Genomic DNA, 22,222 nt, shown 5'->3' with positions numbered 1-22,222 from the left:
GCATTGGCCCTTGCTCCCCCCGCCATCCGCGCCTATAGCTCTCGCTTTAATGACATCGAAATCGACCTTCGTCCTCGGCCACCGGCATTTGCTGGGCATCGAGGGCCTTTCCGCGGCCGACATCACCGGCCTCCTCGACCTGTCCGAAGAATATGTCGAGCTCAACCGCCAGGTTGACAAGAAGCGCACCGTCCTGCGTGGACGGACGCAGGTGAACCTCTTCTTCGAGGCCTCTACCCGGACCCAGTCCTCGTTCGAGCTCGCGGGAAAGCGGCTCGGCGCCGACGTCATGAACATGTCGGTCGCGTCCTCGTCCATCAAGAAGGGCGAGACGCTGATCGACACCGCGATGACGCTCAACGCCATGCACCCGGACATCCTGGTGATGCGCCATCACGCCTCCGGCGCGGTGGAACTGCTGGCCCGCAAGGTTGACGGTTCCGTGATCAATGCCGGCGACGGCGCCCACGAGCATCCGACCCAGGCGCTGCTGGATGCCCTCACCATCCGCCGCAACAAGGGCCGCATCGAGGGCCTCGTGGTCGCGATCTGCGGCGACGTGCTGCATTCGCGTGTCGCCCGCTCCAACATCATCCTCCTCAACACCATGGGCGCCCGCGTCCGCGTCGTCGGCCCCTCCACGCTGCTGCCGCCCGGCATCGAGCGGATGGGCGTCGAGGTCGCGCGCGACATGCGCGAGGGCCTCAACGGCGCCGACATCGTCATGATGCTGCGGCTGCAGCGCGAGCGCATGAACGGCTCCTTCGTGCCGTCGACCTCCGAGTACTTCAACTATTTCGGGCTCGACCAGAAGAAGCTCGGCTACGCCAAGCCGGACGCCCTCGTGATGCACCCCGGCCCGATGAACCGCGGCGTCGAGATCGACACGGCGGTCGCCGACGGCGCACAGTCCCTGATCCGCGAGCAGGTGGAGATGGGCGTCGCCGTCCGCATGGCGGTGCTGGAAGCGCTCGCCCGTAACCTGCCGAACGCGTGATGCCCATGTTGACCGATCGCCGCCCGATCCTGCTTGCCAACGCCCGCGTCATCGATCCCTCCAGGGATTTCGACGGCGTCGGCGACGTCCTGATTGCCGACGGCACCATCCGCGAGACCCGCCGCGGCATCGGCGCGGCCGGCGTCCCCGAGGGCACCGACGTCGTCAACTGCGCCGGCAAGATCGTCGCGCCCGGCCTGATCGACATGCGCGCCTTCGTCGGCGAGCCCGGCTACAGCCATCGCGAGACCTTTGCGTCAGCGAGCCAGGCGGCTGCGACCGGCGGCATCACCACCATCATCTGCCAGCCCGACACCCTGCCCGTCGTCGACAATTCGGCGACCGTGGACTTCGTGATGCGCCGGGCCCGCGACACCGCGATCGTCAACATCCAGCCGATGGCCGCTCTCACCAAGGGCATGCGCGGCGAGGAGATGACCGAGTTCGGCCTGCTGAAGGCCGCCGGCGCGGTCGCCTTCAGCGACGGCGACAAAAGCGTCACCAACGCCCAGGTGATGCGCCGGGCCTTGACCTACGCCCGCGATTTCGACGCGCTGATCGTGCACTACACCGAGGACCCGCATCTGGTCGGCGAAGGCGTGATGAACGAGGGCGAGTTCGCAACGCGGCTCGGCCTGATGGGCATCCCGAACGCGGCGGAAGCCGTGATGCTGGAGCGCGACATGCGCCTCGTCGCGCTGACCGGCGGCCGCTATCACGCGGCATCGCTGTCCTGCGTCGACTCGCTCGACGTGCTCAAGCGCGCCCGCGATTCCGGGCTCGCCGTCAGCGCCTCGGTCTCGATCAACCACCTTGCGCTGAACGAGAACGACATCGGCCCCTACCGGACCTTCCTGAAACTGTCGCCGCCGCTGCGCACCGAGGACGACCGCCGCGCGCTGGTCGCCGCCGTCGCTTCCGGCCTCCTCGACGTCATCATGTCCGATCACAATCCGCAGGACGTCGAGGTCAAGCGCCTGCCGTTCGCGGAAGCGGCGCCCGGCGCCGTGGGGCTCGAGACCATGCTGCCCGCCGGCCTGCGGCTGGTGCACAATGGCGAGCTGGAGCTGAAGACGCTGATCCGGGCGATGTCGACCCGGCCGGCCGAGCTGCTGGGCCTGCCCGGTGGAACCCTGCGCGTGGGCAGCCCGGCGGACGTGATCGTGATCGACCCCGATACGCCCTGGGTGGTCGATCCGGCCGACCTCAAATCGCCCTGCAAGAACACCCCGTTCGACGAGGCCCGCTTTACAGGCCGCGTGGTGCGCACCATTGTCGGCGGACGGACGGTCTATGAACATGTCTGAAGCGCGGGATCATGCGTGGCGTCGCAGTTCAGCATCAAGGTGCAGCCATGGGGCTTGAAGCCTTCCTGCCGGTGGCGCTCGCCATCGGCTACCTCTTCGGCTCGATTCCGTTCGGGCTGATCCTGACGAAGCTTGCCGGCACGCAGGACATCCGCTCGATCGGCTCCGGCAGCATCGGCGCCACCAATGTGCTGCGCACCGGACGCAAGAGCCTTGCCGCGGGCACCCTGCTGCTCGACGCGCTCAAGGGCACTGCCGCCGTGGTGATCTGCGGCTACATCGCCGGCCCCAATGCCGCGATGGTGGCGGGGCTCGGCGCGTTCCTCGGCCATCTCTTCCCGGTCTGGCTCAAGTTCAAAGGCGGCAAGGGCGTCGCGGTCTATATCGGCATCCTGCTCGGACTGTTTTGGCCGGCCGCGGTGGTGTTCTGCGTGCTCTGGCTGGCCACCGCCTTCACCACCCGCTACTCCTCGCTTTCCGCGCTGGTGGCGTCGTTCATCACGCCGATGTTCCTGTGGTGGTTCGGCCACCTCGCGCTGTCGGCACTGTTCGCGGTGCTGACGCTGCTGCTGTTCTACGCGCATCGCGAGAACATCAAGCGCCTGCAATCGGGCAAGGAGAGCCGGATCGGCGAGAAGGCTTAAGTCGCGTTCTCGAGTGAGGCGGATAGCGGTTCGCGTCAGCCAAAATCTGAAGCCGGAAAAAGTACGGATACCGCCGCACCATCTCCGCATTATATGCCAAATCCTGTTCGCAACTCTCTTCCGACTCACGGCAGGCTGTAGCGAACGGGTTCCACGCCTGTCATCCTGACAGTGGAAATGGCGTTACGCGGTTGCTCAGAATGAGCGAGAAGATGGACGCGCATATCGATGCTGGTTCGCAAGGTGCGGCACGCACCGCGGCAAGCCAGCTGCTCTCGGCAACGGACATCTGGTCCGGCGCTCCCTCGCCGCCTCCCGCGATAGAGCCTGCGCCCGTCTCTCCCCCAGCGCCCATCGCCGTCGCGCCACCGCCGCGCCGCGTCGAAGTCGAGGCCGTCGCCCCACCCGTTGGGATCAGGCAGCCATCAAGATCATGGCCGCCGAAAAAGCTTTCGCTGGCCCTCCAGGGCGGCGGCACCTTTGCCGCCTTCACCTGGGGCGTGCTGGAGCGGTTGCTGGAACAGCCCGACATCGAGATCGACGCGATCAGCGGCGCGAGCGCCGGCGCGATCAACGCGCTGCTGCTCGCCTGCGGTCTTGCCGAGGGCGGCCGTGAGGCGGCCCGCGGCCGGCTGAACCGGTTCTGGGTCCGCCTGATGCACGAGGCGTCGTTCCGTTCGTTGATGCTGGTCGGCGGATTTTCTCCGGCGGGAAGCTCGGTCGCGTTCGGCCCGACGCTGCGCTCCGGCCAGTTCGATCCATTCGATCTCGATCCGCTGCGGCAGGCACTGTCGCGCGACATCGACTTTTCCGCTCTGCGCGATCCGCGCTGCCCGAAGCTGCTGATCGCGGCGACGCGGATCCGCGACGGCCAGCAGCAGATCTTCCGCAACGAGGCCATCACCGCCGATGTCGCGCTGGCCTCGACCTGCCCGCCGCTGGTTCACTGTGCCGTCGAGATCGACGGTGAGGCCTATTGGGACGGCGGCTTCGGCGGCAACCCGCCGCTGGTGAAGCTGGTGCAGGAATCTGCAACCGCCGACCTCCTGCTGGTCCAGGTCACGCCGTCCCGCGACAGCTACGTGCCGATCACGCTCGCGGCGATCGACCGCCGGCTCGACCAGATCGCCGCCAACGCCGCGCTCAATGCCGAGCTTGCCGCAATCGCATGGGCGAAGTCGCAGGCCGCGCCGTCGCTGCGGCTCTCCACGATCTCAGCCGAAGATTCCGTCGACGGGCTCGCGCAGCGCTCGTCCACCGATCTCGGCCGCGGCTTCATCCGCGCGCTGCACCGGAGCGGTCGCGAAGCCGCCGAGCGCTGGCTCGGGCAAGGCGCATCAGGCGCGGACGCCCGACACGCGCTGCCCGCCGCCGAAGCGGCGCTAGCCTGATTTCGCCAGCGCGTTCTCCAGGAACCACGCCGACGACAACGCCACCGGATCATTGCCGAAGCGCGCGATCACCTGAACGCCGATCGGCAGTCCGTTGGATTTCAGCACCGGCACGTTGACGCAAGGGTTGCCCATCAGCGTCCAGACCCGGTTGTAACGGGGGTCACCGGTCGAGGCGAGCTCCTTGGCCGGCGGCGTGCCCGGCGCCGAATAGGTCAGCAGCACGTCGAAATTCTCGAACAGTTCACCGAGCTCGCGGCGGCCGCGACGCGCGATGCGGCGGGCCTCGTCGTAGTCTTTCGGCGTCAGCCCGACCGTCGCATCGAGGCTGGCGCGCAGCATCGGTGCGATCTCGTCGTGATGTTGGTCAAACTCCCAGGCGAGCGCGCGGTGCGCCTCGAAATCCTGGATGATCGGGTGGATGCGCCAGGCTTCCGCCAACGATTCCGGCGCGGCGATCGTCTGCACGCTGGCGCCGGCACGTTCGGCCGCCCTAATCGCAGCTTGCAGCCCCTCTTCCGCCGCCGGCTCGACGGCGCCGGCGAATTCCTGCCGGACCACGCCGATGCGCGGCGCCTTGGCCGGAGCGATGCCGGCGAATTCGGTACGGCCGGTTATTCCCAACAGACCACGCGCGAGATCTTCCGCGCGCGATCCGAACAGACCGACCGTGTCGAGCGCCCACGAATAGCACTTCACGCCGACCGTCGGCAGCATCCGGAACGACGGCTTGATCGCGGCAGCGCCGCAATACGCCGCCGGCCGGATCACCGAGCCGCCGGTCTGGGTGCCCAGCGCCAGCGGGATCATGCCGGCGCCGACGGCTGCCGCCGAGCCCGAGGACGAGCCGCCCGGCGTGTGACCGAGATTGTGCGGATTGAGCGTCGGCGTCGGATCGCGCGAGGCAAACGCGGTCGTGGTGGTCTTGCCGATGATGGTCGCCCCCGCCCGCTTCAGCATCATCACCACAGGCGCGTCCGAGCGCGGCTGCCAGCCGCGATAGATCTCCGAGCCCATCTCGGTCGGCATGTTGGCGGTGTCGATGATGTCCTTGATCCCGACCGCGATGCCGCGCAGCGGGCCGGAGCTTTGCGCCTTGGCGGCCTTGTCGTGACGGACGAAGGCGCGGACGTCCTTCTCCCTGGCCTCGATCGCCGCGTGCGACTGGGCGATGGCGGCGTCAGGCGAAAGCTCGCCGGCTTCGATGCGGCGCTGGAGGTCGGCGAGTGAGATCATGGGTCTTCCTAGGTCAAGGTGCCTCGGCCGCTGAACGGCAAAGGCAGGCTGTGCTCATCCAGGACGGCCTTGTCGTGATTGAGGTACGACCAAAGCCGGTTTCTGAGCTCGTTGGCATTCTCGTATGCTTCCGACGACCGGTCGAGGGCCGAACAGGCATCGTCTGCCATGCAACAGAGTGAGTGGAGGGTGTCGCCCTGAATCAGCACGCCCGGAAAACGCCGTCCCGGGTGGCGGTCCACCCCTTCCCTACGCCCTCAGGTTGTTCCATGCTGCGCTCACAAGGAGACGCCGTGGACGCCATCAACCCAAGCGTTGAGCTGACCGAGGCTGAGCGGATCGACCGCCTGCGGCTGATCCGCTCCGACAATGTGGGCCCGCGCACGTTCCGTTCGCTGGTCGATCATTTCGGCAGCCCGCGCGCGGCGCTGGAGCGGCTGCCGGATCTCGCCCGCCGCGGCGGTGCGCAGCGGTCGGGGCGCATCTGCAGTGCGGACGAGGCCAAGGCCGAGCTCGCCGCGAGCCGCAAGTTCGGCATCTCCTGGCTCGCGCCCGGCGAGGACGGCTATCCGGCGCGGCTCGCAACGCTCGACGATGCGCCGCCGCTGCTCGCGGTGCGCGGCGACACCAAGACCCTGATGCGGCCGATGATCGCGATCGTGGGATCTCGCAATGCCTCCGGCGCCGGCTTGAAGTTCGCCGGCCAGCTCGCGCGTGAGCTCGGCGAAGCCGGCTTTGTCATCATCTCGGGGCTCGCCCGCGGCGTCGACCAGGCGGCGCATCGCACCAGCGTCGAGAGCGGCACGATCGCGGTGCTCGCCGGCGGCCATGACTGCATCTATCCGCCCGAGCATGGCGATCTGCTCGCGGCGATCCTCGATCACGCCGGCGCGGCGATCTCCGAGATGCCGCTCGGCCACGAGCCGCGCGCCCGCGACTTCCCTCGCCGCAACCGGCTGATCTCAGGCGCCTCGCTCGGCGTGGTCGTGGTGGAGGCCGCGCACCGCTCGGGCTCGCTGATCACCGCGCGCATGGCGGCCGAACAGGGCCGCGAGGTATTCGCAGTTCCGGGCTCGCCGCTCGATCCGCGCGCCGCCGGCACCAACGATTTGATCAAGCAGGGTGCAACGCTCGTCACCGAAGCCGCCGACATCGTCAACGCGGTCCAGCCGATCATGGAGCGGCCGCTGATGCATCCCATGAGCGAGCCCGACAGCGAGCCGTTCGAGAGCGATCCGCAAGGCCACGACCGCGACCAGATCACCGGCCTGCTCGGCCCTGCCCCCGTGACGATCGACGATCTCGTGCGGATGTCCGGCGCCTCGCCCGCGATCGTGCGGACCGTGCTGCTGGAGCTTGAGCTCGCCGGCCGGCTCGAGCGCCACGGCGGCGGACTGGTGTCGCTGATCTAGAGCTCGTTGCGCGCGTCGAAGCGCGTCCGCGCCGCCTCGATCTGCGCCAGATGGTCCATGGCCCACTGTCCAAGCGCCTTCACCGGCTGTTGCAGCCCGCGGCCGAGATCGGTCAGCTCGTAATCCACGCGCGGTGGAATCGTCGGGAAAATCGTGCGCGTGACGAGGCCGTCGCGCTCGAGGCCGCGCAGCGTCAATGTCAGCATCCGCTGCGAGATGCCGTTGATCATCCGCTTCAGCTCATTGAAGCGCTTGGGCCCGTCGCTCAGATTCATGATGACGAACACGCTCCATTTGTCGCCGACGCGCGACAGGACCGAGGCCACGCCGCGGCAGTCGGAATGGTCCGGATCAGGCAGTCGCGGTGCGGGTAAATCGGTGTGTGCTGGTTCCAAAGATGTGCCCATGGCTCAAAAAAGTGCGTTCTTGCGGGGATTTCGATAGTCACTCATCTAGCGCTGGTTACAAACCTATACCAGGGTGACCCCAAATGAAACTCCTCCATATCGACTCCAGCGTCCTCGGCCCCCACTCCGTCAGCCGGCAGGTCTCCGCCGCCATCGTCGACCGGCTCCGGCAGGCGACGCCCTCGCTCGCCGTGACCTATCGCGACCTGACCCAGACCCCGCTTGCCCATCTCTCCGGATCGCACCTGGCCGTTGCGCAAGGCGCCCCCGCGCCGGCCGAACTCGGCCCCGACCTTGCTGCCAGCGCCGCTGCCCTCGACGAGTTCCTCGCCGCGGACGTCGTCGTGATCGGCGCGCCCATGTACAATTTTACCATTCCCAGCCAGCTCAAGGCCTGGATCGACCGCGTCCTGGTGGCGGGCAAGACGTTCAGCTACGGGGCGAACGGGCCGCAGGGTCTTGCCGGCGGCAAGCGTGTGATCGTGGCGATCTCGCGCGGCGGATATTACGGCGCGGGTTCGCCGGCGGCGGCGCTTGAGCACCTCGAAACGTACTTGCGCGGCGTATTCGGTTTCATGGGCATCACCAATCCCGAATTCATCATCGCCGACGGCATCCAGGTCGGGCCGGAGCATCGCGAGAAGTCGATCGCAAGCGCGCTTCAGGCGGCCACCAGCCTGCGCGCTGCGTAAGATTCACACCGACACCAGCCGCTGCCGGACTCCGGCGGCGGCTGACAGATCGACGAAGCTAGAACCAGGCGCCCTGAATACCGAGGATGACGGCCACGAGCGAAATGAACAGGCCGATACCGGAGAACAGAGCCACGCCGATGAATTCGGACGTGTCGGAGCGCTTGGCGGGAATGGCGGAACGTTCGGTGAAAATACGCGGTGCTGAAATCGACGAAAAAATGCGAGCTGCCTTCGGCATCACGGGCTCCTTTGAAAATGAGTCTTGTGACCCTCTGCCCGTAAAAATGTCTTTGCAGCACAAGCGAAGGTTCAACACCTCACGCAAAGGTTTAGAAAATAGGTCGCGCAACGCGAGGGAACCGGCCGGCGCAACCGAGTTGATCGCGCCGACCGATTCAATTTGCAGCTTATTTGATCAGCCGCGATAGATCGGCGCGCCGCTCGGCGATGCCACCGCGCCGCCGTCGACGAAGATCTCCTGGCCCTGCACATGCGCGGAGTCATCCGAGGCGAGGAACAGCACCGTCTTCGAGATGTGATCTGGTTCACCAATGCGGCCGAGCGGCGTCGACAGCGCGATGCGCTTCTCGAACTCTTTCTCGGCCTCCGGCGTTGCGATCGCGGCGCCCCAGATCGGCGTGCGGATCGCGCCCGGCGCGACCACGTTCACGCGAATGCCGCGCGGCGACAGTTCCGAAGCCATGATCCGCGCCATCGCTCGCACGCCGGCTTTCGCCGCGCCATAGGCCGAATAGCCGGGAATGCCGAGCACGGAGATCACCGACCCGTTGAGGATGATCGAGGCGTTGTCGTTGAGATAGGGCAGCGCGGATTGCACCGTGAAGAACACGCCGGTGAGGTTCGTGCTGATGACCTTCTCGAACACATCCAGCGTCGCCGAGCCGAGCGGCGTTCCGCCGGGGATGCCGGCATTGGCGAACACGATGTCGTACTTGCCGAATTTCTCGGCACCCTGCTTGATCGCGGCTTCCGTCGCGGCGATGTCGGTCGCATCGGCCGCCAGCGCGAGCGCGTTCGGGCCGAGCTCCTTGGCGGCCGCCGCCAGCGTCTCCTTGTTGCGTCCGGTGATCACTACCTTCGCGCCCTCGGCCACGAACAGCTTTGCCGTCGCAAACCCGATGCCGCTGTTGCCGCCCGTAATCAGTGCCGTCTTGCCTTGAAGTCTCATGCTCGCCTCCAGTGGTTTCATTATGAAACTAGATTGCCATCTAGGGCATTTGGTTTTATGATGCAACCACACGAGCGCGTGATCGGCGGCCGGACCGTGCGAACGCGAAAGGACCTGGAACAATGGTGAAACGAACGAGCTTTGAGGGGGACTCCTGCCCGGTCGCGCGCTCGCTGGACGCACTCGGCGACTGGTGGTCGCTGCTGATCATCCGCGAGGCGCTGTTCGGCCTGCGCCGCTTCGGCGAGTTTCAGAGCAAGCTCGGCATGGCCAAGAACATCCTGTCAGCCCGTCTGCACTCCCTCGTGGACCATGGCATCCTGGAAACCGCCCCCGCCTCCGACGGCAGCGCCTATCAGGAATATGTGCTGACACCGAAGGGGCGCGGCACCTTCCCGATCCTGGTTGCGCTCCGGCAATGGAGCGAGGAGTTCGACGACCACCCCGAGCAGATCGCGACCGTCCTGGTCGATCGCGAGAAAGGCCGCCCGGTGAAGAAACTCGAAATGCGCGCCGAGGACGGCCGCCTGCTCAGCCCCGCGGATGCGATGGTGAAGCCAAGACCGGCCCCGCGCCGGCGGTCGGCGTGACGGAGCAGGACTGCCACCACGCCATCATTGCGAGGAGCGCTTGCGACGAAGCAATCCAGACTGCCTCCACGGGGACACTCTGGATTGCTTCGCTCCGCTCGCAATGACGAACTTGGAGCACCGCGCCCCAATCCCTCACCGTCACCCCCGCGCAATGGCGAAGCCATTGTCGCTGGAGGTGCTCGCCTCTTCGGCGAGCCTCGAAGGGCGACGGCCCAGCCTTCTCCACGCGGCTGCATCCCGGCCGTTCATCCTTCGAGGCTCCCGGCGCGATGCCTTGCATCGCGCCACTCGCGCCTCAGGATGACGGAATTCATAGAGCCCCGGGCCCCATGACAGCCTCGTTGCAGGACTTGTGCAAAAGCTCGACAGCATCAAAGATGGCTAGGCATCCCAAAGCGGCGCCAACATGCCCCTGCTCGCCATCGTCTATTTTTCGATCTCCGGCACCACCGAACAGCTGGCACATGCAATAGCGCGCGGGGCCACCGGAATGGCGGAGATCGGTCTTTGCCGCATCGCCGGCGACGACATCGTGTCGGGCCGTTTCCGGAATGAGCGGTTGCTTGAGACGATCGACCGCGCCGGCGCAGTGGCATTTGGCAGCCCGACCTACATGGGCGGCCCAACCGCGCAATTCAAAGCCTTCGCCGACGCTTCAAGTGACCGATGGAGCCAGCAGCGATGGGCCGACAAGATCGCGGGCGGCTTCACGACGGGCGCATGCGCCAACGGCGATCAACTGCACACGCTGACCTATTTTTCCATTCTGGCTACCCAGCACGGCATGCTCTGGTGCGGACTGGATATTCCGGGCGGGGAGGATCCGGCCGGCCGCAATCGGCTGGGCAGCCAGCTTGGACTCGCAACGCACCTGATCGACGGCGCCTTGCCTGAGAGCGACCTCGTCACGGCCGAATATCTCGGCCGGCGATTGGCGAGGATCGCAGGCCGCCACAGCTGACCAGCCGTCGCTGCGAGCGCGCGATCTCTCGCATTGGCGAGGCATGCCTCAGCCCATGTTACCCGGCATGAAACACCGGACTTTGGGATGACCGTCGAGGTAATGTTTCCACACCATCGTCAACCCCGCACGATTGGGCTGCTTGATCACGGCGCCGGCAGGAACGTTCACCCATTCTTCGTCGATGCGAACGCGATAATTCACGCCATCGGTGTCCCAATCCGGATCGGAGACGATGTATCCGTCGGCATTGGTACAGCACTGTCCAAATTCGCTGTGCAAACTCTCGAACCACGACTTGAGCGGCGAATTGGCGTAACGGCCGTCGTCGCGCCCGAGCGCCGGCGCGGCAACGGCGATGACGGCCAGCAGCAGCAGCGCGCGTGTTACTTCGAACATGCCAGTCTCCGCGGTTGCTTGCGAAAACACGCGCGCAGCTGCGCGCCCGAACCAGGTTCGGCCCGTCAAAATGTGGCAGTGAGATCTACGATTGGGCGCCGGCAGTGTCCGGCAGCTCGTCGACATAATCCTGGCTTGCCGACGGCCCTTCGGCACCAGCCAACTCGAAGCCGTGTTTCCGGCCCTCCGCGAGGCCCTGTGCGATCATGCGTACGACGATGTCGGTTTCATCGCTTGTCAGCCGCCGGAGCGAGGTCCAGGACTTCAGGATCTGGCGCGCGCGCCCTAGATCCGTCCCGACGAATGGAAGCGGCTTGATCGACATCATCGCAAACCTCCGGTTTCGCGAGAGCAAATCTACCACGGCCGCAACGCATGCAGGCATGCATTTTGGACGCCGAAGCGGCATGCCCGATCGATCGACCCGCATGCCGATCACAGCGCCTTCGCCCTTTGAGCGGAGATGATCCGTAGCCCGGATGGAGCAAAGCGCCATCCCGGGTTCTCTCCTCGCTGCAAGTCGCCCCGGACTACGCTTCGCTTCATCCGGGCGACACGCGCGACACCGTCCGCTACGACAGCTTGCGCCGCGTCCGCAGCCGCAAATGCTCGTCGGCCTCGAGCTGCGTCATGCCCAGGAGATAATGCAGCACGTCCAGCTTGTGGCGCTCGGCGAGCTTGCGCATGGCGGCGACCTGCTCGGCGATGAAGGCCACGGCCTCGTCCGCCCCGCCTTCCCCGGGTTCCTCATTACGCGAGCCTGCCGGCGCGCCTGCTGCAGCGCGCGCCCGTTTCTTTCCCGGCCTTGTCACCGTCCCCACCCCGAATCCATGCCCCGTGGAAACATTACGCCGATCGGGATCGCAACTCCAAGGTGGTAATTTGCAACTTTCTCGATATGAAACTTTTCCCATTCGGAGCGCTTTCAACACCCCTCGATTTGACAGGGACCGCCTCACCACCCATGTTCGGGTCGAAACGGCCGACCCGAGTCCTTTCGTTTTCGGCCCAAGATTTTCCCGTAAGTCACTGGAACTACATGAATATCGTCATTGTGGAGTCGCCGGCGAAAGCCAAGACGATCAACAAGTATTTGGGCTCGTCCTATGAGGTTCTGGCCTCGTTCGGCCATGTCCGCGACTTGCCCGCGAAGAACGGCTCCGTCGATCCCGACAGCAATTTCAAGATGATCTGGGAGGTCGACCCCAAGGCGGCCGGCCGGCTCAACGATATCGCCAAGTCCCTGAAGGGCGCCGACCGACTGATTCTGGCGACCGACCCTGATCGCGAGGGCGAAGCCATCTCCTGGCACGTTCTGGAGGTGATGAAGGAGAAGCGCGCGCTGAAGGATCAGAAGATCGAGCGCGTGGTGTTCAACGCCATCACCAAGCAGGCCGTCACGGACGCGATGAAGCATCCGCGCGAGATCGACGGTGCGCTGGTCGATGCCTATATGGCGCGCCGTGCGCTGGACTATCTGGTCGGCTTCACCCTCTCCCCCGTGCTGTGGCGCAAGCTGCCGGGCGCCCGCTCGGCCGGTCGCGTGCAGTCGGTGGCGCTGCGCCTCGTCTGCGACCGCGAGCTCGAGATCGAGAAGTTCGTGCCGCGCGAATATTGGTCGCTGATCGCGACCCTGCTCACCCCGCGCGGCGATGCCTTCGAGGCACGCCTGGTCGGCGCCGACGGCAAGAAGATCCAGCGCCTCGACATCGGCACCGGCGCGGAAGCCGAAGACTTCAAGAAGGCGCTGGAGCTCGCCACCTACGCGGTCACCGCGGTCGACGCCAAGCCGGCCCGCCGCAATCCGCAGGCGCCGTTCACGACGTCGACCCTGCAGCAGGAAGCCAGCCGCAAATACGGCTTTGCGCCGGCGCACACCATGCGCATCGCCCAGCGCCTCTATGAAGGCATCGACATCGGCGGCGAGACCACCGGACTCATTACTTATATGCGTACCGACGGCGTGCAGATCGCCCCCGAGGCGATCACCCAGGCGCGCAAGGTGATCGGCGAGGATTACGGCAACGCCTACGTGCCGGATGCCCCGCGCCAGTACCAGGCCAAGGCCAAGAACGCCCAGGAAGCGCACGAAGCGATCCGTCCGACCGACCTCGCCCGCCGCCCCGACAGCATGAGCCGCAAGCTCGATTCCGATCAGGCCCGGCTCTACGAGCTGATCTGGAAGCGCACCATTGCGAGCCAGATGGAATCGGCCGAGCTCGAGCGCACCACCGTGGACATCACCGCCAAGGCCGGCGGCCGGACGCTGGAGCTGCGCGCCACCGGTCAGGTCGTCAAGTTCGACGGTTTCCTCGCGCTCTACCAGGAAGGCCGCGACGACGAGGAGGACGAAGACTCCCGCCGCCTGCCCGCGATGAGCCAGGGCGAGCCGATCAAGCGCGACTCGCTCTCCGTCACCCAGCATTTCACCGAGCCGCCGCCGCGCTTCTCGGAGGCCTCGCTCGTCAAGCGCATGGAAGAGCTCGGCATCGGCCGGCCCTCGACCTATGCCTCGATCCTCCAGGTGCTGAAGGACCGCGGCTACGTCAAGCTGGAGAAGAAGCGTCTGCACGGCGAGGACAAGGGCCGCGTCGTGGTCGCGTTCCTCGAGAGCTTCTTTGCCCGCTACGTCGAATACGATTTCACGGCCAGCCTCGAAGAGCAGCTCGACCGCATCTCAAACAACGAGATCTCCTGGCAGCAGGTGCTGAAGGATTTCTGGACCGGCTTCATCGGTGCCGTCGACGACATCAAGGATCTGCGCGTCGCGCAGGTGCTGGACGTGCTCGACGACATGCTGGGCCAGCACATCTATCCGCCGCGCGCGGATGGCGGCGACATCAGGCAGTGCCCGAGCTGCGGCACCGGCCGGCTCAATCTGAAGGCCGGCAAGTTCGGCGCCTTCGTCGGCTGCTCGAACTATCCTGAGTGCCGCTACACCCGCCAGCTCGCCGCCGACAGCGAGCAGACGGCCGACCGTTCGCTCGGCCAGGATCCTGACACCGGTCGCGATGTCTGGGTGAAGGCCGGCCGCTTCGGCCCCTACATCCAGCTCGGCGAGCAGAAGGATTACGAGGAAGGCGAGAAGCCGAAGCGCGCAGGCATCCCGAAGGGCACCTCGCCCAGCGATGTCGAGCTCGAGCTTGCGCTGAAGCTGCTGTCGCTGCCGCGCGAGATCGGCAAGCATCCCGAGACCGGCCAGCCCATCACCGCGGGCCTCGGCCGCTTCGGGCCGTTCGTGAAGCATGAGAAGACCTATGCCAGCCTGGAATCCGGCGACGAGGTCTTCGACATCGGCCTCAACCGCGCGGTCACGCTGATCGCCGAAAAGGTCGCCAAGGGCCCGAGCCGGCGCTTCGGCGCCGACCCCGGCAAGGCGATCGGCGATCATCCGACGCTCGGCACCGTCACCGTGAAGAGCGGGCGCTACGGCGCCTATGTCACGGCCGGCGGCGTCAACGCGACGATCCCCGCCGAGTTCGAGAAGGACGCCATCACGCTGCCGCAGGCGATCGCGCTGATCGACGAGCGCGCGGCCAAGGGCGGCGGCAAGGCCAAGGCGAAGAAGGCGGCGAAGCCCGCCAAGGCCAAGAAGGCTGCGGCGAAGGCCGCGGACGGCGAGGACGCCGCGCCGAAGAAAAAACCGGCCGCGAAGAAAGCCGCGGCTAAATCGAAAACTGAATCCACCAGCAAGGCGCGCGCCGCCGTGTCGTCGACCGCAAAGACGTCGCCGACCAAGGCCGCCACCGCCAAGGCTCCGGCCAAGAAGAGTGCCGGCAAGACTTAAGTGAAGAATTAGAGGTTAAGTGAAACGAAACAATGACCGTGGCTTTCCCGACCGGCAAGCCATCGTCGCCTTCATCAAGGCAAATCCTGGAAAGGTTGGAACTCGCGAAATTGCGCGCGAGTTCGGCCTGAAGAACGCCGATCGCGTCGAGCTCAAGCGCATGCTGCGCGAGCTCGCCGACGACGGGACCATCAAGAAAAAGCGCCACAAGGTGTCCGAACCGGACACGCTGCCGCCGACGCTGGTCGCCGACATCACCGGCCGTGACCGCGACGGCGAATTGATCGCCACGCCCACCGAGTGGGACGAGGTCGAGAGCGGCGAGCCGCCGAAGATCATCATCGAGATGCCGCGCCGGCCCAAGCCCGGCACCGCCGCCGGCGTACGCGACCGCGTGCTGCTGCGCGTCGAGCGCACCGAGGAGACCGAAGGACCGGCCTATCGCGGCCGCGTCATCAAGGTCTTCGACAAGACCAAGACCCGCATCCTCGGCGTGTTCCGCAGCCTTCCCGAAGGCGGTGGACGGCTCGTCCCCGTCGACAAGAAGTCCGCCGATCGCGAATTGAACATCGCCCCGGCCGATACGAACGGCGCGCAGGACGGCGACCTCGTCAGCGTCGACATCGTCCGCACGCGCAGCTTTGGCCTCGCCTCCGGCCGGGTGAAAGAGAAGCTCGGCTCGGTCAAGTCCGAGAAGGCGATCAGCCTGATCGCGATCTACGCCCACGACATCCCCCTGCAATTCTCCTCCACAGCGGAGCGCGAGGCGGAAGCCGCGGAGCCGGCGAATCTGAGGGGACGCGAAGACTGGCGCGACATCCCGCTGGTCACGATCGATCCGCCCGACGCCAAGGATCACGACGACGCGGTGCATGCGCAGCCCGACGACGACCCCAACAACAAGGGCGGCTTCATCGTCAACGTCGCCATTGCCGATGTCAGCTTCTACGTCCGCCCGGGCACCGCGCTCGACCGGGACGCGCTCGACCGCGGCAACTCGGTCTATTTCCCCGACCGCGTCGTGCCGATGCTGCCCGAGCGCATCTCCAACAATCTCTGCTCGCTGGTGCCGGGCGAGCCGCGCGGCGCGCTGGCGGTGCGCATGGTGCTCGGCCCCGACGGCCGCAAGCGCTCGCACAGCTTTCATCGCATCCTGATGCGCTCGGCCGCAAAGCTGAGCTACGCGCAAGCTCAGGCCGCGATCGATGGACGCACCGACGACACCACCGGCCCTCTGCTCGATCCTATCCTGAGGCCGCTCTATGCCGCCTACGCCTGCGCCAAGCGCGCCCGCGACGAGCGCGATCCGCTCAATCTCGACCTGCCCGAGCGCAAGATTCTCCTGAAGAGCGACGGCACGGTCGACCGCGTCGTCGTCCCCGAACGTCTCGATGCGCACAAGCTGATCGAGGAGTTCATGATCCTCGCCAACGTTGCGGCAGCCGAGATGCTGGAGAAGAAATCGCTCCCGCTGATCTACCGTGTCCATGACGAGCCGACGCTGGAGAAGGTCCACGCGCTCGCGGAGTTCCTGGAGACGCTCGACGTCCCCTTCGCCAAATCAGGCGCGCTGCGCCCCACCACGTTCAACCGCGTGCTGGCCCAGCTCGAGGGCCACGACTATTACCCGCTGGTGAGCGAGGTGGTGCTGCGCGCCCAGGCCCAGGCTGAATATTCCTCCGAGAATTACGGTCATTTCGGCCTGAACCTGCGCCGCTATGCGCATTTCACCTCGCCGATCCGCCGCTATGCCGACCTCGTCGTGCACCGCGCGCTGGTGCGCGCCCTCGGCCTCGGCGAAGGCGCCCTGCCCGACAGCGAGACGCCGGAAACCCTGAGCGAGGTTGCCGCGCATATCTCGCTAACCGAACGGCGCGCGATGAAGGCGGAGCGCGAGACCGTTGATCGCCTGATCGCCCATCACCTCGCCGACCGTATCGGCGCGAGCTTCCAGGGCCGCGTCTCCGGCGTCACTCGCGCCGGCCTGTTCGTCAAGTTGAGCGAGACCGGCGCCGACGGATTGATCCCGATCCGATCCCTCGGCACGGAATATTTCAACTATGACGAGGGCCGCCACGCCCTGGTCGGCACCCGCAGCGGCACCATGTACCAGCTCGGCGACGTCGTCGACGTCCGCCTGATCGAAGCCGCTCCCATCGCGGGCGCACTGCGCTTCGAATTGCTGTCCTCGGAGGGCGAGAGCCGCCCGCGCGAGCGCCGGCAGTTCCGCCCACAGCGCAAATCGTCCAAGCCCCATCCCGGACGCAGCCCGGAGAGAAAACGCAAGCCGGAGAAGCAGAAGTCGGGCAAAGGAAAGAAGCAGAGAAAGAACAAGGGCAAAGGCAAGGGCAAGAAGGGCAAGGCATGGTGACGATGAGCACGGCCCCCAAGATCTGGACGCGCGAGACCGGCCTCGTCGAGAAGCGCGACGTCTGGACGGCGATGAAGCGCGGCTTCCGCAGCCGCTGCCCGCGCTGCGGCGAGGGCAAGCTGTTCCGCGCCTTCCTGAAGACCGCGGACAATTGCTCGGTCTGCGGCCTCGATTTCACGCCGCACCGTGCCGACGATCTGCCCGCCTATCTCGTCATCGTCATCGTCGGCCACATCGTGGTGCCCACCATCCTCTGGATCGAGACCAATTACACCACGCCGGTCTGGCTCAGCTTCGCGGCCTACCTGCCCTTCACTTTCTTTGCCTCGCTCGGACTGCTGCAGCCGGTGAAGGGCGCCGTGGTCGGATTGCAATGGGCTCTGCGCATGCACGGCTTTGACGAGAACCCTCCGGATGGTATTCCGCCGGTGTAAGCAAATAATCAAAAAGCGTTTTGGGTGAGGACATGACGGACACGTCGCAGGCGGACGAAAAGGCAAAAATCCACGAGGGCAAGGAAGCCGACCATCATCCCTACTTCCGCCCGAAGGATGCGGCGACGCTGATCCTGGTCGATCGCAGCGGCGCGATCCCGAAAGTCCTGGTCGGCAAGCGCCACGACAAGGTGGTGTTCATGCCCGGAAAGTTCGTCTTCCCCGGCGGCCGTGTCGACAAGGACGACTATCGCGTGCCGATTGCGGCGCCCGTCACCGCGGAGCTCGAGGCCAATCTCGCCAAAGGCAGCCCGAAGACGCCGGCCTCGCGCGCGAAGTCACTGGCGATCGCCGCGATCCGCGAGGCCTGCGAGGAGACTGGTCTCTGCCTCGGCCGCAGGGCTGAGGTGAAGGCGAAGCTCGAAGGCGCCTGGAAGCCGTTCGCCGATGCGGGCCTCTTGCCCGATCCCTCCAGCCTGTTCCTGATCGCGCGCGCGATCACCCCGCCCGGCCGCGTCAAGCGCTTCGACACCCGCTTCTTCACAGCCGATGCCTCCGCGATCACCCACCGCGTCGAGGGCGTGATCCATGCCGATGCGGAACTGGTCGAGCTGGTCTGGGTCGAGCTCGGCTCGAAGCCGCTCGCCGATTTGCATCCGATGACGCGCAACGTGCTCAACGAGCTCGACACCCGCCTCGCCACCGGCCCGCTGCGCCACGATGCGCCCGTGCCGTTCTTCCATTTCTACGGCGGCAAGATGCAGAAGGATATTTTGAGCTGAGCTCGCGGGTTCAATCCGCGTCCGGCTCGGTGCCGACATAATCGCGTGCCGGCAGCTTGAGCGCGCGGCCGATCTCCTGCGCGAACGCGTTGGCCTCGTCGCGCGTGTTGAAGCTGCTCAAGGCCACGGGCTCGGTGCCGCGCTTGCCGCAGAGGGCGACGTCGAAGGTCGACGGCGGATCCTCGTCGGTGGCGCCCTGATCGGTGACACTGAGAAAGCTGAATTCGGTGAGCTTCCGCCGGCTGCGCACCCGCAGCGGACCACAGGCGCGGATCACGACGACCTCGGACATCAGCTTGTTGAGCTCGACGAAATAGCGGTAGGTCGCGAGCCAAAGGCCGGGAATCACGATCACGAGGCCGATCCCCGAAAAGACCAGGATCGGGACCAGATCGTCGGCCAGCCTGCCGAACCCTGCGAGATCATTGCGCACGCCGAGCGCGACGTTCCAGAGCAGATACGAACCCGCGGCAAGGAACGGCACCGACAAAATCCGGGCAATCCATTGCCCGGGCCACTCGACGCGGATCAAATTGCCATCCACCGTCATTGCGTCTGCCATGAGAGGTCTCCTCGGGAGCGAAGGTCATGGCTTGGTCGGCGTGACGAGCAGATTGGTTCGAACAGACGCCCCGGATGTGCTAGGTCTAGGAAAGTTCACTTGAGCGTTTGGAGGATGGGATGACGCGGTTCGTGAAGCCCCTGCTCGCTTCTATGGCACTATGCGGCCTGCTCGCTCCGCCTGCCCATGCTGACCTCGACGTCGCCAGACTGAAGCAGACGATCGAGACCTCCTTCGAGAGCGACTATCCGAAGCTCGACGCCCTCTACAAGGACATCCACGCCCATCCCGAGCTTGCCTTCCAGGAGGAGAAGACCGCGGCGAAGCTCGCCGCCGAGATGCGTGCGATCGGCTTCGAGGTCACCGAGCGCGTCGGCAAGACCGGCGTTGTGGCGATCTACAGGAACGGCGACGGTCCCACCATCATGGTCCGCACCGAGCTCGATGCGCTGCCGATGGAGGAGAAGACCGGACTGCCCTATGCCAGCCGCGACAAGCAGGTCTGGCAGGGTCGCGAGACATTTGTCGCCCATAGCTGCGGCCACGACATCCACATGGCGAGTTGGGTCGGTACGGCGAAGACGCTGGTCGGCCTCAAGCACCAGTGGCACGGCACGTTGATGTTCATCGCGCAGCCCGCCGAGGAAGAGGTCAGGGGCGCAAAGGCGATGATCGACGATGGCCTGTTCACCCGCTTTCCCAAGCCCGATGCTGGTTTTGCCCTGCACGACGGCAGTGGCGCCTACGGCTCCCTGACCTACAGGGTCGGGGCCGGATCGTCGAATGTCGACGGTCTGTTCATCAAGTTCGTCGGCCGCGGCGGACATGGTGCGGTCCCGCAGGCGACCATCGATCCCGTGATGATGGCGTCCCGCTTCGTCGTCGACGTGCAGAGCGTGATCAGCCGCGAGAAGGACCCGACGGAATTCGGCCTTGTCACCATCGGCGCGATCCACGCCGGCACCGCCGGCAACATCATTCCCGACGAGGCCAGGGTGATCGGCACGATCCGCAGCTTCAAGCCGCAGGTGCGCGCCAGGATGCTGGCCGGAATCGAACGAACGGCGAAGGCGGTGGCGGCGATGGCGGATGCGCCGGCGCCCGAAATCCATCTCGACGAGGGCACCAAGGCGGTGATGAACGACGCCGCTGTCGTCGGCCAGGCCGAGCGGGTGCTGAAAGCGGCGTTCGGCGACAAGTTCAACGTCAGCCCCGCGAACACGACCAGCGAGGACTATTCGGAATACATCAACGCCGGCGTGCCTTCGATGTTCTTCAACATCGGCGTCTATGAGCCCGAGCGCGTCGCCGCCGCGCGCAACGGCAGCGGCCCGCCGCTTCCCGGCAACCACTCGCCCCAATTCGCCCCGGTGCCGAAGCCGACCATCCAGACCGGCGTCACCGCGATGACGCTCGCCGTGCTGAGCGCCTTCGATCAAAGGGCGCGGGGGCAATAATCCCCTCTCGCGTCTTGATGTCTTCCGGGCTCGCCGATCGGCGGCCCGGAATGACGCGAACGTGCTGAAGGTCGATCGAAAAACAAAAAATTCTTCCCGCCTCCCCCGATGGCGGAGTTCCCCAGCGTGCCTATGTCTTTCCCCAACGACACCCAACATGGAAGCGGGGCGATGGCACAACGGCAACTCAAGCTTGGCGCGTTCATGCGCCCGATCAGCATCCACACCGGCGCCTGGCGCTACCCTGGGGCCTGGCCCGACGCCAATTTCAACTTCGGCCACATCAAGACGCTGATCCAAAAGCTCGAGGCCGGCAAGTTCGACGCATTCTTCATGGCCGATCACCTCGCCGTGCTGAACATGCCCGTCAATGCGCTCAAGCGCAGCCACACCGTGACCTCGTTCGAGCCGTTCACGCTGCTCTCGGCGCTCTCGGCCGTCACCGAGCGGATCGGCCTGATCGCGACCGGCTCGACCACCTTCGACGAGCCCTATCACGTCGCCCGCCGGTTTGCCTCGCTCGACCATCTCAGCGGCGGCCGTGCGGGTTGGAACATCGTCACCACCTCGAACCCCGACGCGGCGCTGAATTTCGGCCTCGACGACCACATGGAGCACGCCGAGCGCTACAAGCGCGCCCGCGAGTTCTACGACGTCGTCACCGGCCTGTGGGATTCCTTCGCCGACGACGCCTTCGTGCGCGATGTCGAGAGCGGGTTGTTTTTCGATCCCGCCAAGATGCACACGCTCGACCACAACGGCAAATATCTGAAGGTGCGCGGTCCCCTCAACATCGCCCGCCCGGTGCAGGGCTGGCCGGTGATCGTGCAGGCGGGCGCATCGGACGACGGCAAGCAGCTCGCGGCCGAAACCGCGGAAGCCGTGTTCACCGGCGGCGGCAGCCTCGCCGACGGCCAGAAGCTCTACGCCGACATCAAGGGCCGCATGGAGAAGATCGGCCGCGATCCCGAGCACCTCAAGATCCTCCCCGGTGCCTTCGTCGTGGTCGGCGACAGCGTCGACGAGGCCAAGGAGAAGCGCGCGCTGCTCGACAGCCGCGTGCATTACGACAGCGCCATCGCCTCGCTGTCCGTCATCCTCGGCACCGACGCCTCCGGCTTCGATCCCGATGGTCCCCTGCCCGAGATCCCCGAGACCAATGCCAGCAAGAGCGGCCGCCAGCGCATGGTCGACCTCGCCAAGCGCGAAAAGCTCACCGTGCGCCAGCTCGCCCAGCGCGTCGGCGGCTATGGCGGGCTTTCGTTCGTCGGCACGGCCAAGACCATCGCCGACCAGATGGAGGAATGGCTGGTCGGGCGCGGCTCCGACGGCTTCAACATCATGTTCCCGTTCCTGCCCGCCGGCCTCGACGTTTTCGTGGACAAGGTGGTCCCGGAGCTGCAGAAGCGCGGGATTTTCCGGAAAGAGTACGAAGGGACCACTTTGAGGGAGAATCTGGGCCTGCCGCGGCCGAAAAACCGGTTCTTCGAGGGTTAATCGGGCCGATTTGAGTGGTTTTCCAGCCTAGAGCCCCGTTCGGGGCTCTAGGTTGTTGTTTTTGACGCGTTTTCCTGACGCGAACCGGTGCCCACTTCGCT

General features: G+C 65.9%; 23 protein-coding genes. 14 read left to right on the top strand and 9 right to left on the bottom strand.

Annotated elements, in window-relative coordinates; all coding sequences use genetic code 11:
* The first annotated feature begins 49 nt into the window (after positions 1 to 49).
* The 4 genes from A7X65_RS03950 (at position 50) to A7X65_RS03935 (ending at position 4,339) form a co-directional block, all read left to right on the top strand.
* The gene (locus tag A7X65_RS03950; protein WP_063683014.1) at positions 50 to 997 is read left to right on the top strand and encodes an aspartate carbamoyltransferase catalytic subunit; all 948 of its coding nucleotides are present in this window, start codon (positions 50 to 52) and stop codon (positions 995 to 997) included.
* A gap of 5 nt (positions 998 to 1,002) precedes the next feature.
* Positions 1,003 to 2,304: a dihydroorotase gene (locus A7X65_RS03945; RefSeq protein ID WP_063684789.1), complete on the top strand. Its 1,302-nt coding sequence runs from the start codon at positions 1,003 to 1,005 to the stop codon at positions 2,302 to 2,304.
* Positions 2,305 to 2,351: 47 nt separating this feature from the next.
* Complete coding sequence (plsY, locus tag A7X65_RS03940) at positions 2,352 to 2,948, top strand: glycerol-3-phosphate 1-O-acyltransferase PlsY (RefSeq protein ID WP_063683013.1); 597 nt, start codon at positions 2,352 to 2,354, stop codon at positions 2,946 to 2,948.
* 200 nt (positions 2,949 to 3,148) lie between these two features.
* Complete coding sequence (locus A7X65_RS03935) at positions 3,149 to 4,339, top strand: patatin-like phospholipase family protein (RefSeq protein WP_063683012.1); 1,191 nt, start codon at positions 3,149 to 3,151, stop codon at positions 4,337 to 4,339.
* Here the strand turns inward: A7X65_RS03935 and A7X65_RS03930 are convergent.
* Together A7X65_RS03930 and A7X65_RS43795 are read right to left on the bottom strand one after the other, a co-directional pair.
* Positions 4,331 to 5,575, bottom strand: coding sequence for an amidase (locus A7X65_RS03930; protein WP_063683011.1), 1,245 nt, complete (start codon positions 5,573 to 5,575; stop codon positions 4,331 to 4,333). The genes A7X65_RS03935 and A7X65_RS03930 overlap by 9 nt on opposite strands.
* 8 nt (positions 5,576 to 5,583) lie before the next feature.
* A complete protein-coding gene (locus A7X65_RS43795) occupies positions 5,584 to 5,817 on the bottom strand; it encodes a DUF6959 family protein (RefSeq protein WP_430642671.1) in 234 nt (77 codons plus the stop codon).
* Positions 5,818 to 5,844: 27 nt separating this feature from the next.
* Between A7X65_RS43795 and dprA the strand changes: the two genes are divergently transcribed.
* On the top strand, positions 5,845 to 6,987 hold the full coding sequence (gene dprA / locus A7X65_RS03925) for a DNA-processing protein DprA (RefSeq protein WP_063683010.1): 1,143 nt from the start codon (positions 5,845 to 5,847) through the stop codon (positions 6,985 to 6,987).
* Here the strand turns inward: dprA and A7X65_RS03920 are convergent.
* Positions 6,984 to 7,394 (bottom strand): winged helix-turn-helix transcriptional regulator, encoded by a 411-nt coding sequence (locus A7X65_RS03920; protein ID WP_063683009.1) that lies wholly within the window; start codon positions 7,392 to 7,394, stop codon positions 6,984 to 6,986. The two genes, dprA and A7X65_RS03920, sit on opposite strands and share 4 nt — an antisense overlap.
* Positions 7,395 to 7,477: 83 nt before the next feature.
* Between A7X65_RS03920 and A7X65_RS03915 the strand changes: the two genes are divergently transcribed.
* On the top strand, positions 7,478 to 8,086 hold the full coding sequence (locus tag A7X65_RS03915; RefSeq protein ID WP_063683008.1) for an FMN-dependent NADH-azoreductase: 609 nt from the start codon (positions 7,478 to 7,480) through the stop codon (positions 8,084 to 8,086).
* A 58-nt stretch (positions 8,087 to 8,144) separates the two neighbouring features.
* Here the strand turns inward: A7X65_RS03915 and A7X65_RS03910 are convergent, their stop codons facing one another.
* On the bottom strand, positions 8,145 to 8,327 hold the full coding sequence (locus A7X65_RS03910) for a hypothetical protein (RefSeq protein ID WP_063683007.1): 183 nt from the start codon (positions 8,325 to 8,327) through the stop codon (positions 8,145 to 8,147).
* A 177-nt stretch (positions 8,328 to 8,504) separates the two neighbouring features.
* The gene (locus A7X65_RS03905) at positions 8,505 to 9,278 is read right to left on the bottom strand and encodes a glucose 1-dehydrogenase (RefSeq protein ID WP_063683006.1); all 774 of its coding nucleotides are present in this window, start codon (positions 9,276 to 9,278) and stop codon (positions 8,505 to 8,507) included.
* A gap of 122 nt (positions 9,279 to 9,400) precedes the next feature.
* On the opposite strand from A7X65_RS03905, the gene A7X65_RS03900 reads away from it, so the two are divergent.
* Both A7X65_RS03900 and A7X65_RS03895 read left to right on the top strand, forming a co-directional pair.
* Positions 9,401 to 9,868, top strand: a complete 468-nt coding sequence (locus tag A7X65_RS03900) for a winged helix-turn-helix transcriptional regulator (RefSeq protein ID WP_063683005.1) — start codon at positions 9,401 to 9,403, stop codon at positions 9,866 to 9,868.
* Positions 9,869 to 10,277: 409 nt separating this feature from the next.
* On the top strand, positions 10,278 to 10,832 hold the full coding sequence (locus A7X65_RS03895) for a flavodoxin family protein (protein WP_063683004.1): 555 nt from the start codon (positions 10,278 to 10,280) through the stop codon (positions 10,830 to 10,832).
* A 48-nt stretch (positions 10,833 to 10,880) separates the two neighbouring features.
* Here A7X65_RS03895 and A7X65_RS03890 read toward each other — a convergent pair whose 3' ends face one another.
* The 3 genes from A7X65_RS03890 to A7X65_RS43085 all read right to left on the bottom strand — a co-directional run bounded on the left by A7X65_RS03890 (position 10,881) and on the right by A7X65_RS43085 (position 11,947).
* Positions 10,881 to 11,231 carry a hypothetical protein gene (locus tag A7X65_RS03890; RefSeq protein WP_063683003.1) on the bottom strand — a complete coding sequence of 117 codons (351 nt, stop codon included), beginning with the start codon at positions 11,229 to 11,231 and terminating at the stop codon, positions 10,881 to 10,883.
* A gap of 85 nt (positions 11,232 to 11,316) precedes the next feature.
* Positions 11,317 to 11,559 carry a hypothetical protein gene (locus A7X65_RS03885; protein WP_063683002.1) on the bottom strand — a complete coding sequence of 81 codons (243 nt, stop codon included), beginning with the start codon at positions 11,557 to 11,559 and terminating at the stop codon, positions 11,317 to 11,319.
* Between the two features lie 244 nt (positions 11,560 to 11,803).
* Positions 11,804 to 11,947, bottom strand: coding sequence for a hypothetical protein (locus tag A7X65_RS43085; protein WP_232992230.1), 144 nt, complete (start codon positions 11,945 to 11,947; stop codon positions 11,804 to 11,806).
* Between the two features lie 323 nt (positions 11,948 to 12,270).
* On the opposite strand from A7X65_RS43085, the gene topA reads away from it, so the two are divergent.
* The 4 genes from topA to A7X65_RS03860 are packed head-to-tail and all read left to right on the top strand — an operon-like array spanning position 12,271 to position 18,605.
* The gene (gene topA / locus A7X65_RS03875) at positions 12,271 to 15,018 is read left to right on the top strand and encodes a type I DNA topoisomerase (protein WP_063683001.1); all 2,748 of its coding nucleotides are present in this window, start codon (positions 12,271 to 12,273) and stop codon (positions 15,016 to 15,018) included.
* 19 nt (positions 15,019 to 15,037) lie between these two features.
* Entirely contained in the window at positions 15,038 to 17,389 is a 2,352-nt protein-coding gene (gene rnr, locus A7X65_RS03870) for a ribonuclease R (protein ID WP_063683000.1), read from the top strand.
* Positions 17,383 to 17,823: a DUF983 domain-containing protein gene (locus tag A7X65_RS03865; RefSeq protein ID WP_063682999.1), complete on the top strand. Its 441-nt coding sequence runs from the start codon at positions 17,383 to 17,385 to the stop codon at positions 17,821 to 17,823. The genes rnr and A7X65_RS03865 overlap by 7 nt, the downstream gene beginning before the upstream one ends.
* A gap of 32 nt (positions 17,824 to 17,855) precedes the next feature.
* Positions 17,856 to 18,605: an NUDIX hydrolase gene (locus A7X65_RS03860; protein WP_063682998.1), complete on the top strand. Its 750-nt coding sequence runs from the start codon at positions 17,856 to 17,858 to the stop codon at positions 18,603 to 18,605.
* A 10-nt stretch (positions 18,606 to 18,615) separates the two neighbouring features.
* Here A7X65_RS03860 and A7X65_RS03855 read toward each other — a convergent pair whose 3' ends face one another.
* Complete coding sequence (locus A7X65_RS03855) at positions 18,616 to 19,167, bottom strand: hypothetical protein (RefSeq protein ID WP_063682997.1); 552 nt, start codon at positions 19,165 to 19,167, stop codon at positions 18,616 to 18,618.
* A 119-nt stretch (positions 19,168 to 19,286) separates the two neighbouring features.
* Between A7X65_RS03855 and A7X65_RS03850 the strand changes: the two genes are divergently transcribed.
* Both A7X65_RS03850 and A7X65_RS03845 read left to right on the top strand, forming a co-directional pair.
* Positions 19,287 to 20,624 carry an amidohydrolase gene (locus A7X65_RS03850; RefSeq protein ID WP_063682996.1) on the top strand — a complete coding sequence of 446 codons (1,338 nt, stop codon included), beginning with the start codon at positions 19,287 to 19,289 and terminating at the stop codon, positions 20,622 to 20,624.
* Between the two features lie 171 nt (positions 20,625 to 20,795).
* Positions 20,796 to 22,121 (top strand): LLM class flavin-dependent oxidoreductase, encoded by a 1,326-nt coding sequence (locus tag A7X65_RS03845; RefSeq protein ID WP_063682995.1) that lies wholly within the window; start codon positions 20,796 to 20,798, stop codon positions 22,119 to 22,121.
* Positions 22,122 to 22,222 lie beyond the last annotated feature (101 nt).

Origin of the sequence: Bradyrhizobium stylosanthis (assembly GCF_001641335.1) — a bacterium.
Lineage (GTDB): Bacteria > Pseudomonadota > Alphaproteobacteria > Rhizobiales > Xanthobacteraceae > Bradyrhizobium > Bradyrhizobium stylosanthis.
This window is presented reverse-complemented; position numbering and strand designations above follow the sequence as displayed.

Excerpts from the sequence above, each read along its gene's own strand:
- A7X65_RS03950 (WP_063683014.1), top strand. The coding sequence starts at position 50 with ATGACATCGAAATCGACCTTCGTCCTCGGCCACCGGCATTTGCTGGGC.
- A7X65_RS03945 (WP_063684789.1), top strand. The coding sequence starts at position 1,003 with ATGTTGACCGATCGCCGCCCGATCCTGCTTGCCAACGCCCGCGTCATC.
- plsY (WP_063683013.1), top strand. The coding sequence starts at position 2,352 with ATGGGGCTTGAAGCCTTCCTGCCGGTGGCGCTCGCCATCGGCTACCTC.
- A7X65_RS03935 (WP_063683012.1), top strand. The coding sequence starts at position 3,149 with ATGAGCGAGAAGATGGACGCGCATATCGATGCTGGTTCGCAAGGTGCG.
- A7X65_RS03930 (WP_063683011.1), bottom strand. The coding sequence starts at position 5,575 with ATGATCTCACTCGCCGACCTCCAGCGCCGCATCGAAGCCGGCGAGCTT.
- dprA (WP_063683010.1), top strand. The coding sequence starts at position 5,845 with ATGCTGCGCTCACAAGGAGACGCCGTGGACGCCATCAACCCAAGCGTT.
- A7X65_RS03920 (WP_063683009.1), bottom strand. The coding sequence starts at position 7,394 with ATGGGCACATCTTTGGAACCAGCACACACCGATTTACCCGCACCGCGA.
- A7X65_RS03915 (WP_063683008.1), top strand. The coding sequence starts at position 7,478 with ATGAAACTCCTCCATATCGACTCCAGCGTCCTCGGCCCCCACTCCGTC.
- A7X65_RS03910 (WP_063683007.1), bottom strand. The coding sequence starts at position 8,327 with ATGCCGAAGGCAGCTCGCATTTTTTCGTCGATTTCAGCACCGCGTATT.
- A7X65_RS03905 (WP_063683006.1), bottom strand. The coding sequence starts at position 9,278 with ATGAGACTTCAAGGCAAGACGGCACTGATTACGGGCGGCAACAGCGGC.
- A7X65_RS03900 (WP_063683005.1), top strand. The coding sequence starts at position 9,401 with ATGGTGAAACGAACGAGCTTTGAGGGGGACTCCTGCCCGGTCGCGCGC.
- A7X65_RS03895 (WP_063683004.1), top strand. The coding sequence starts at position 10,278 with ATGCCCCTGCTCGCCATCGTCTATTTTTCGATCTCCGGCACCACCGAA.
- A7X65_RS03890 (WP_063683003.1), bottom strand. The coding sequence starts at position 11,231 with ATGTTCGAAGTAACACGCGCGCTGCTGCTGCTGGCCGTCATCGCCGTT.
- A7X65_RS03885 (WP_063683002.1), bottom strand. The coding sequence starts at position 11,559 with ATGATGTCGATCAAGCCGCTTCCATTCGTCGGGACGGATCTAGGGCGC.
- topA (WP_063683001.1), top strand. The coding sequence starts at position 12,271 with ATGAATATCGTCATTGTGGAGTCGCCGGCGAAAGCCAAGACGATCAAC.
- A7X65_RS03865 (WP_063682999.1), top strand. The coding sequence starts at position 17,383 with ATGGTGACGATGAGCACGGCCCCCAAGATCTGGACGCGCGAGACCGGC.
- A7X65_RS03860 (WP_063682998.1), top strand. The coding sequence starts at position 17,856 with ATGACGGACACGTCGCAGGCGGACGAAAAGGCAAAAATCCACGAGGGC.
- A7X65_RS03855 (WP_063682997.1), bottom strand. The coding sequence starts at position 19,167 with ATGGCAGACGCAATGACGGTGGATGGCAATTTGATCCGCGTCGAGTGG.
- A7X65_RS03850 (WP_063682996.1), top strand. The coding sequence starts at position 19,287 with ATGACGCGGTTCGTGAAGCCCCTGCTCGCTTCTATGGCACTATGCGGC.
- A7X65_RS03845 (WP_063682995.1), top strand. The coding sequence starts at position 20,796 with ATGGCACAACGGCAACTCAAGCTTGGCGCGTTCATGCGCCCGATCAGC.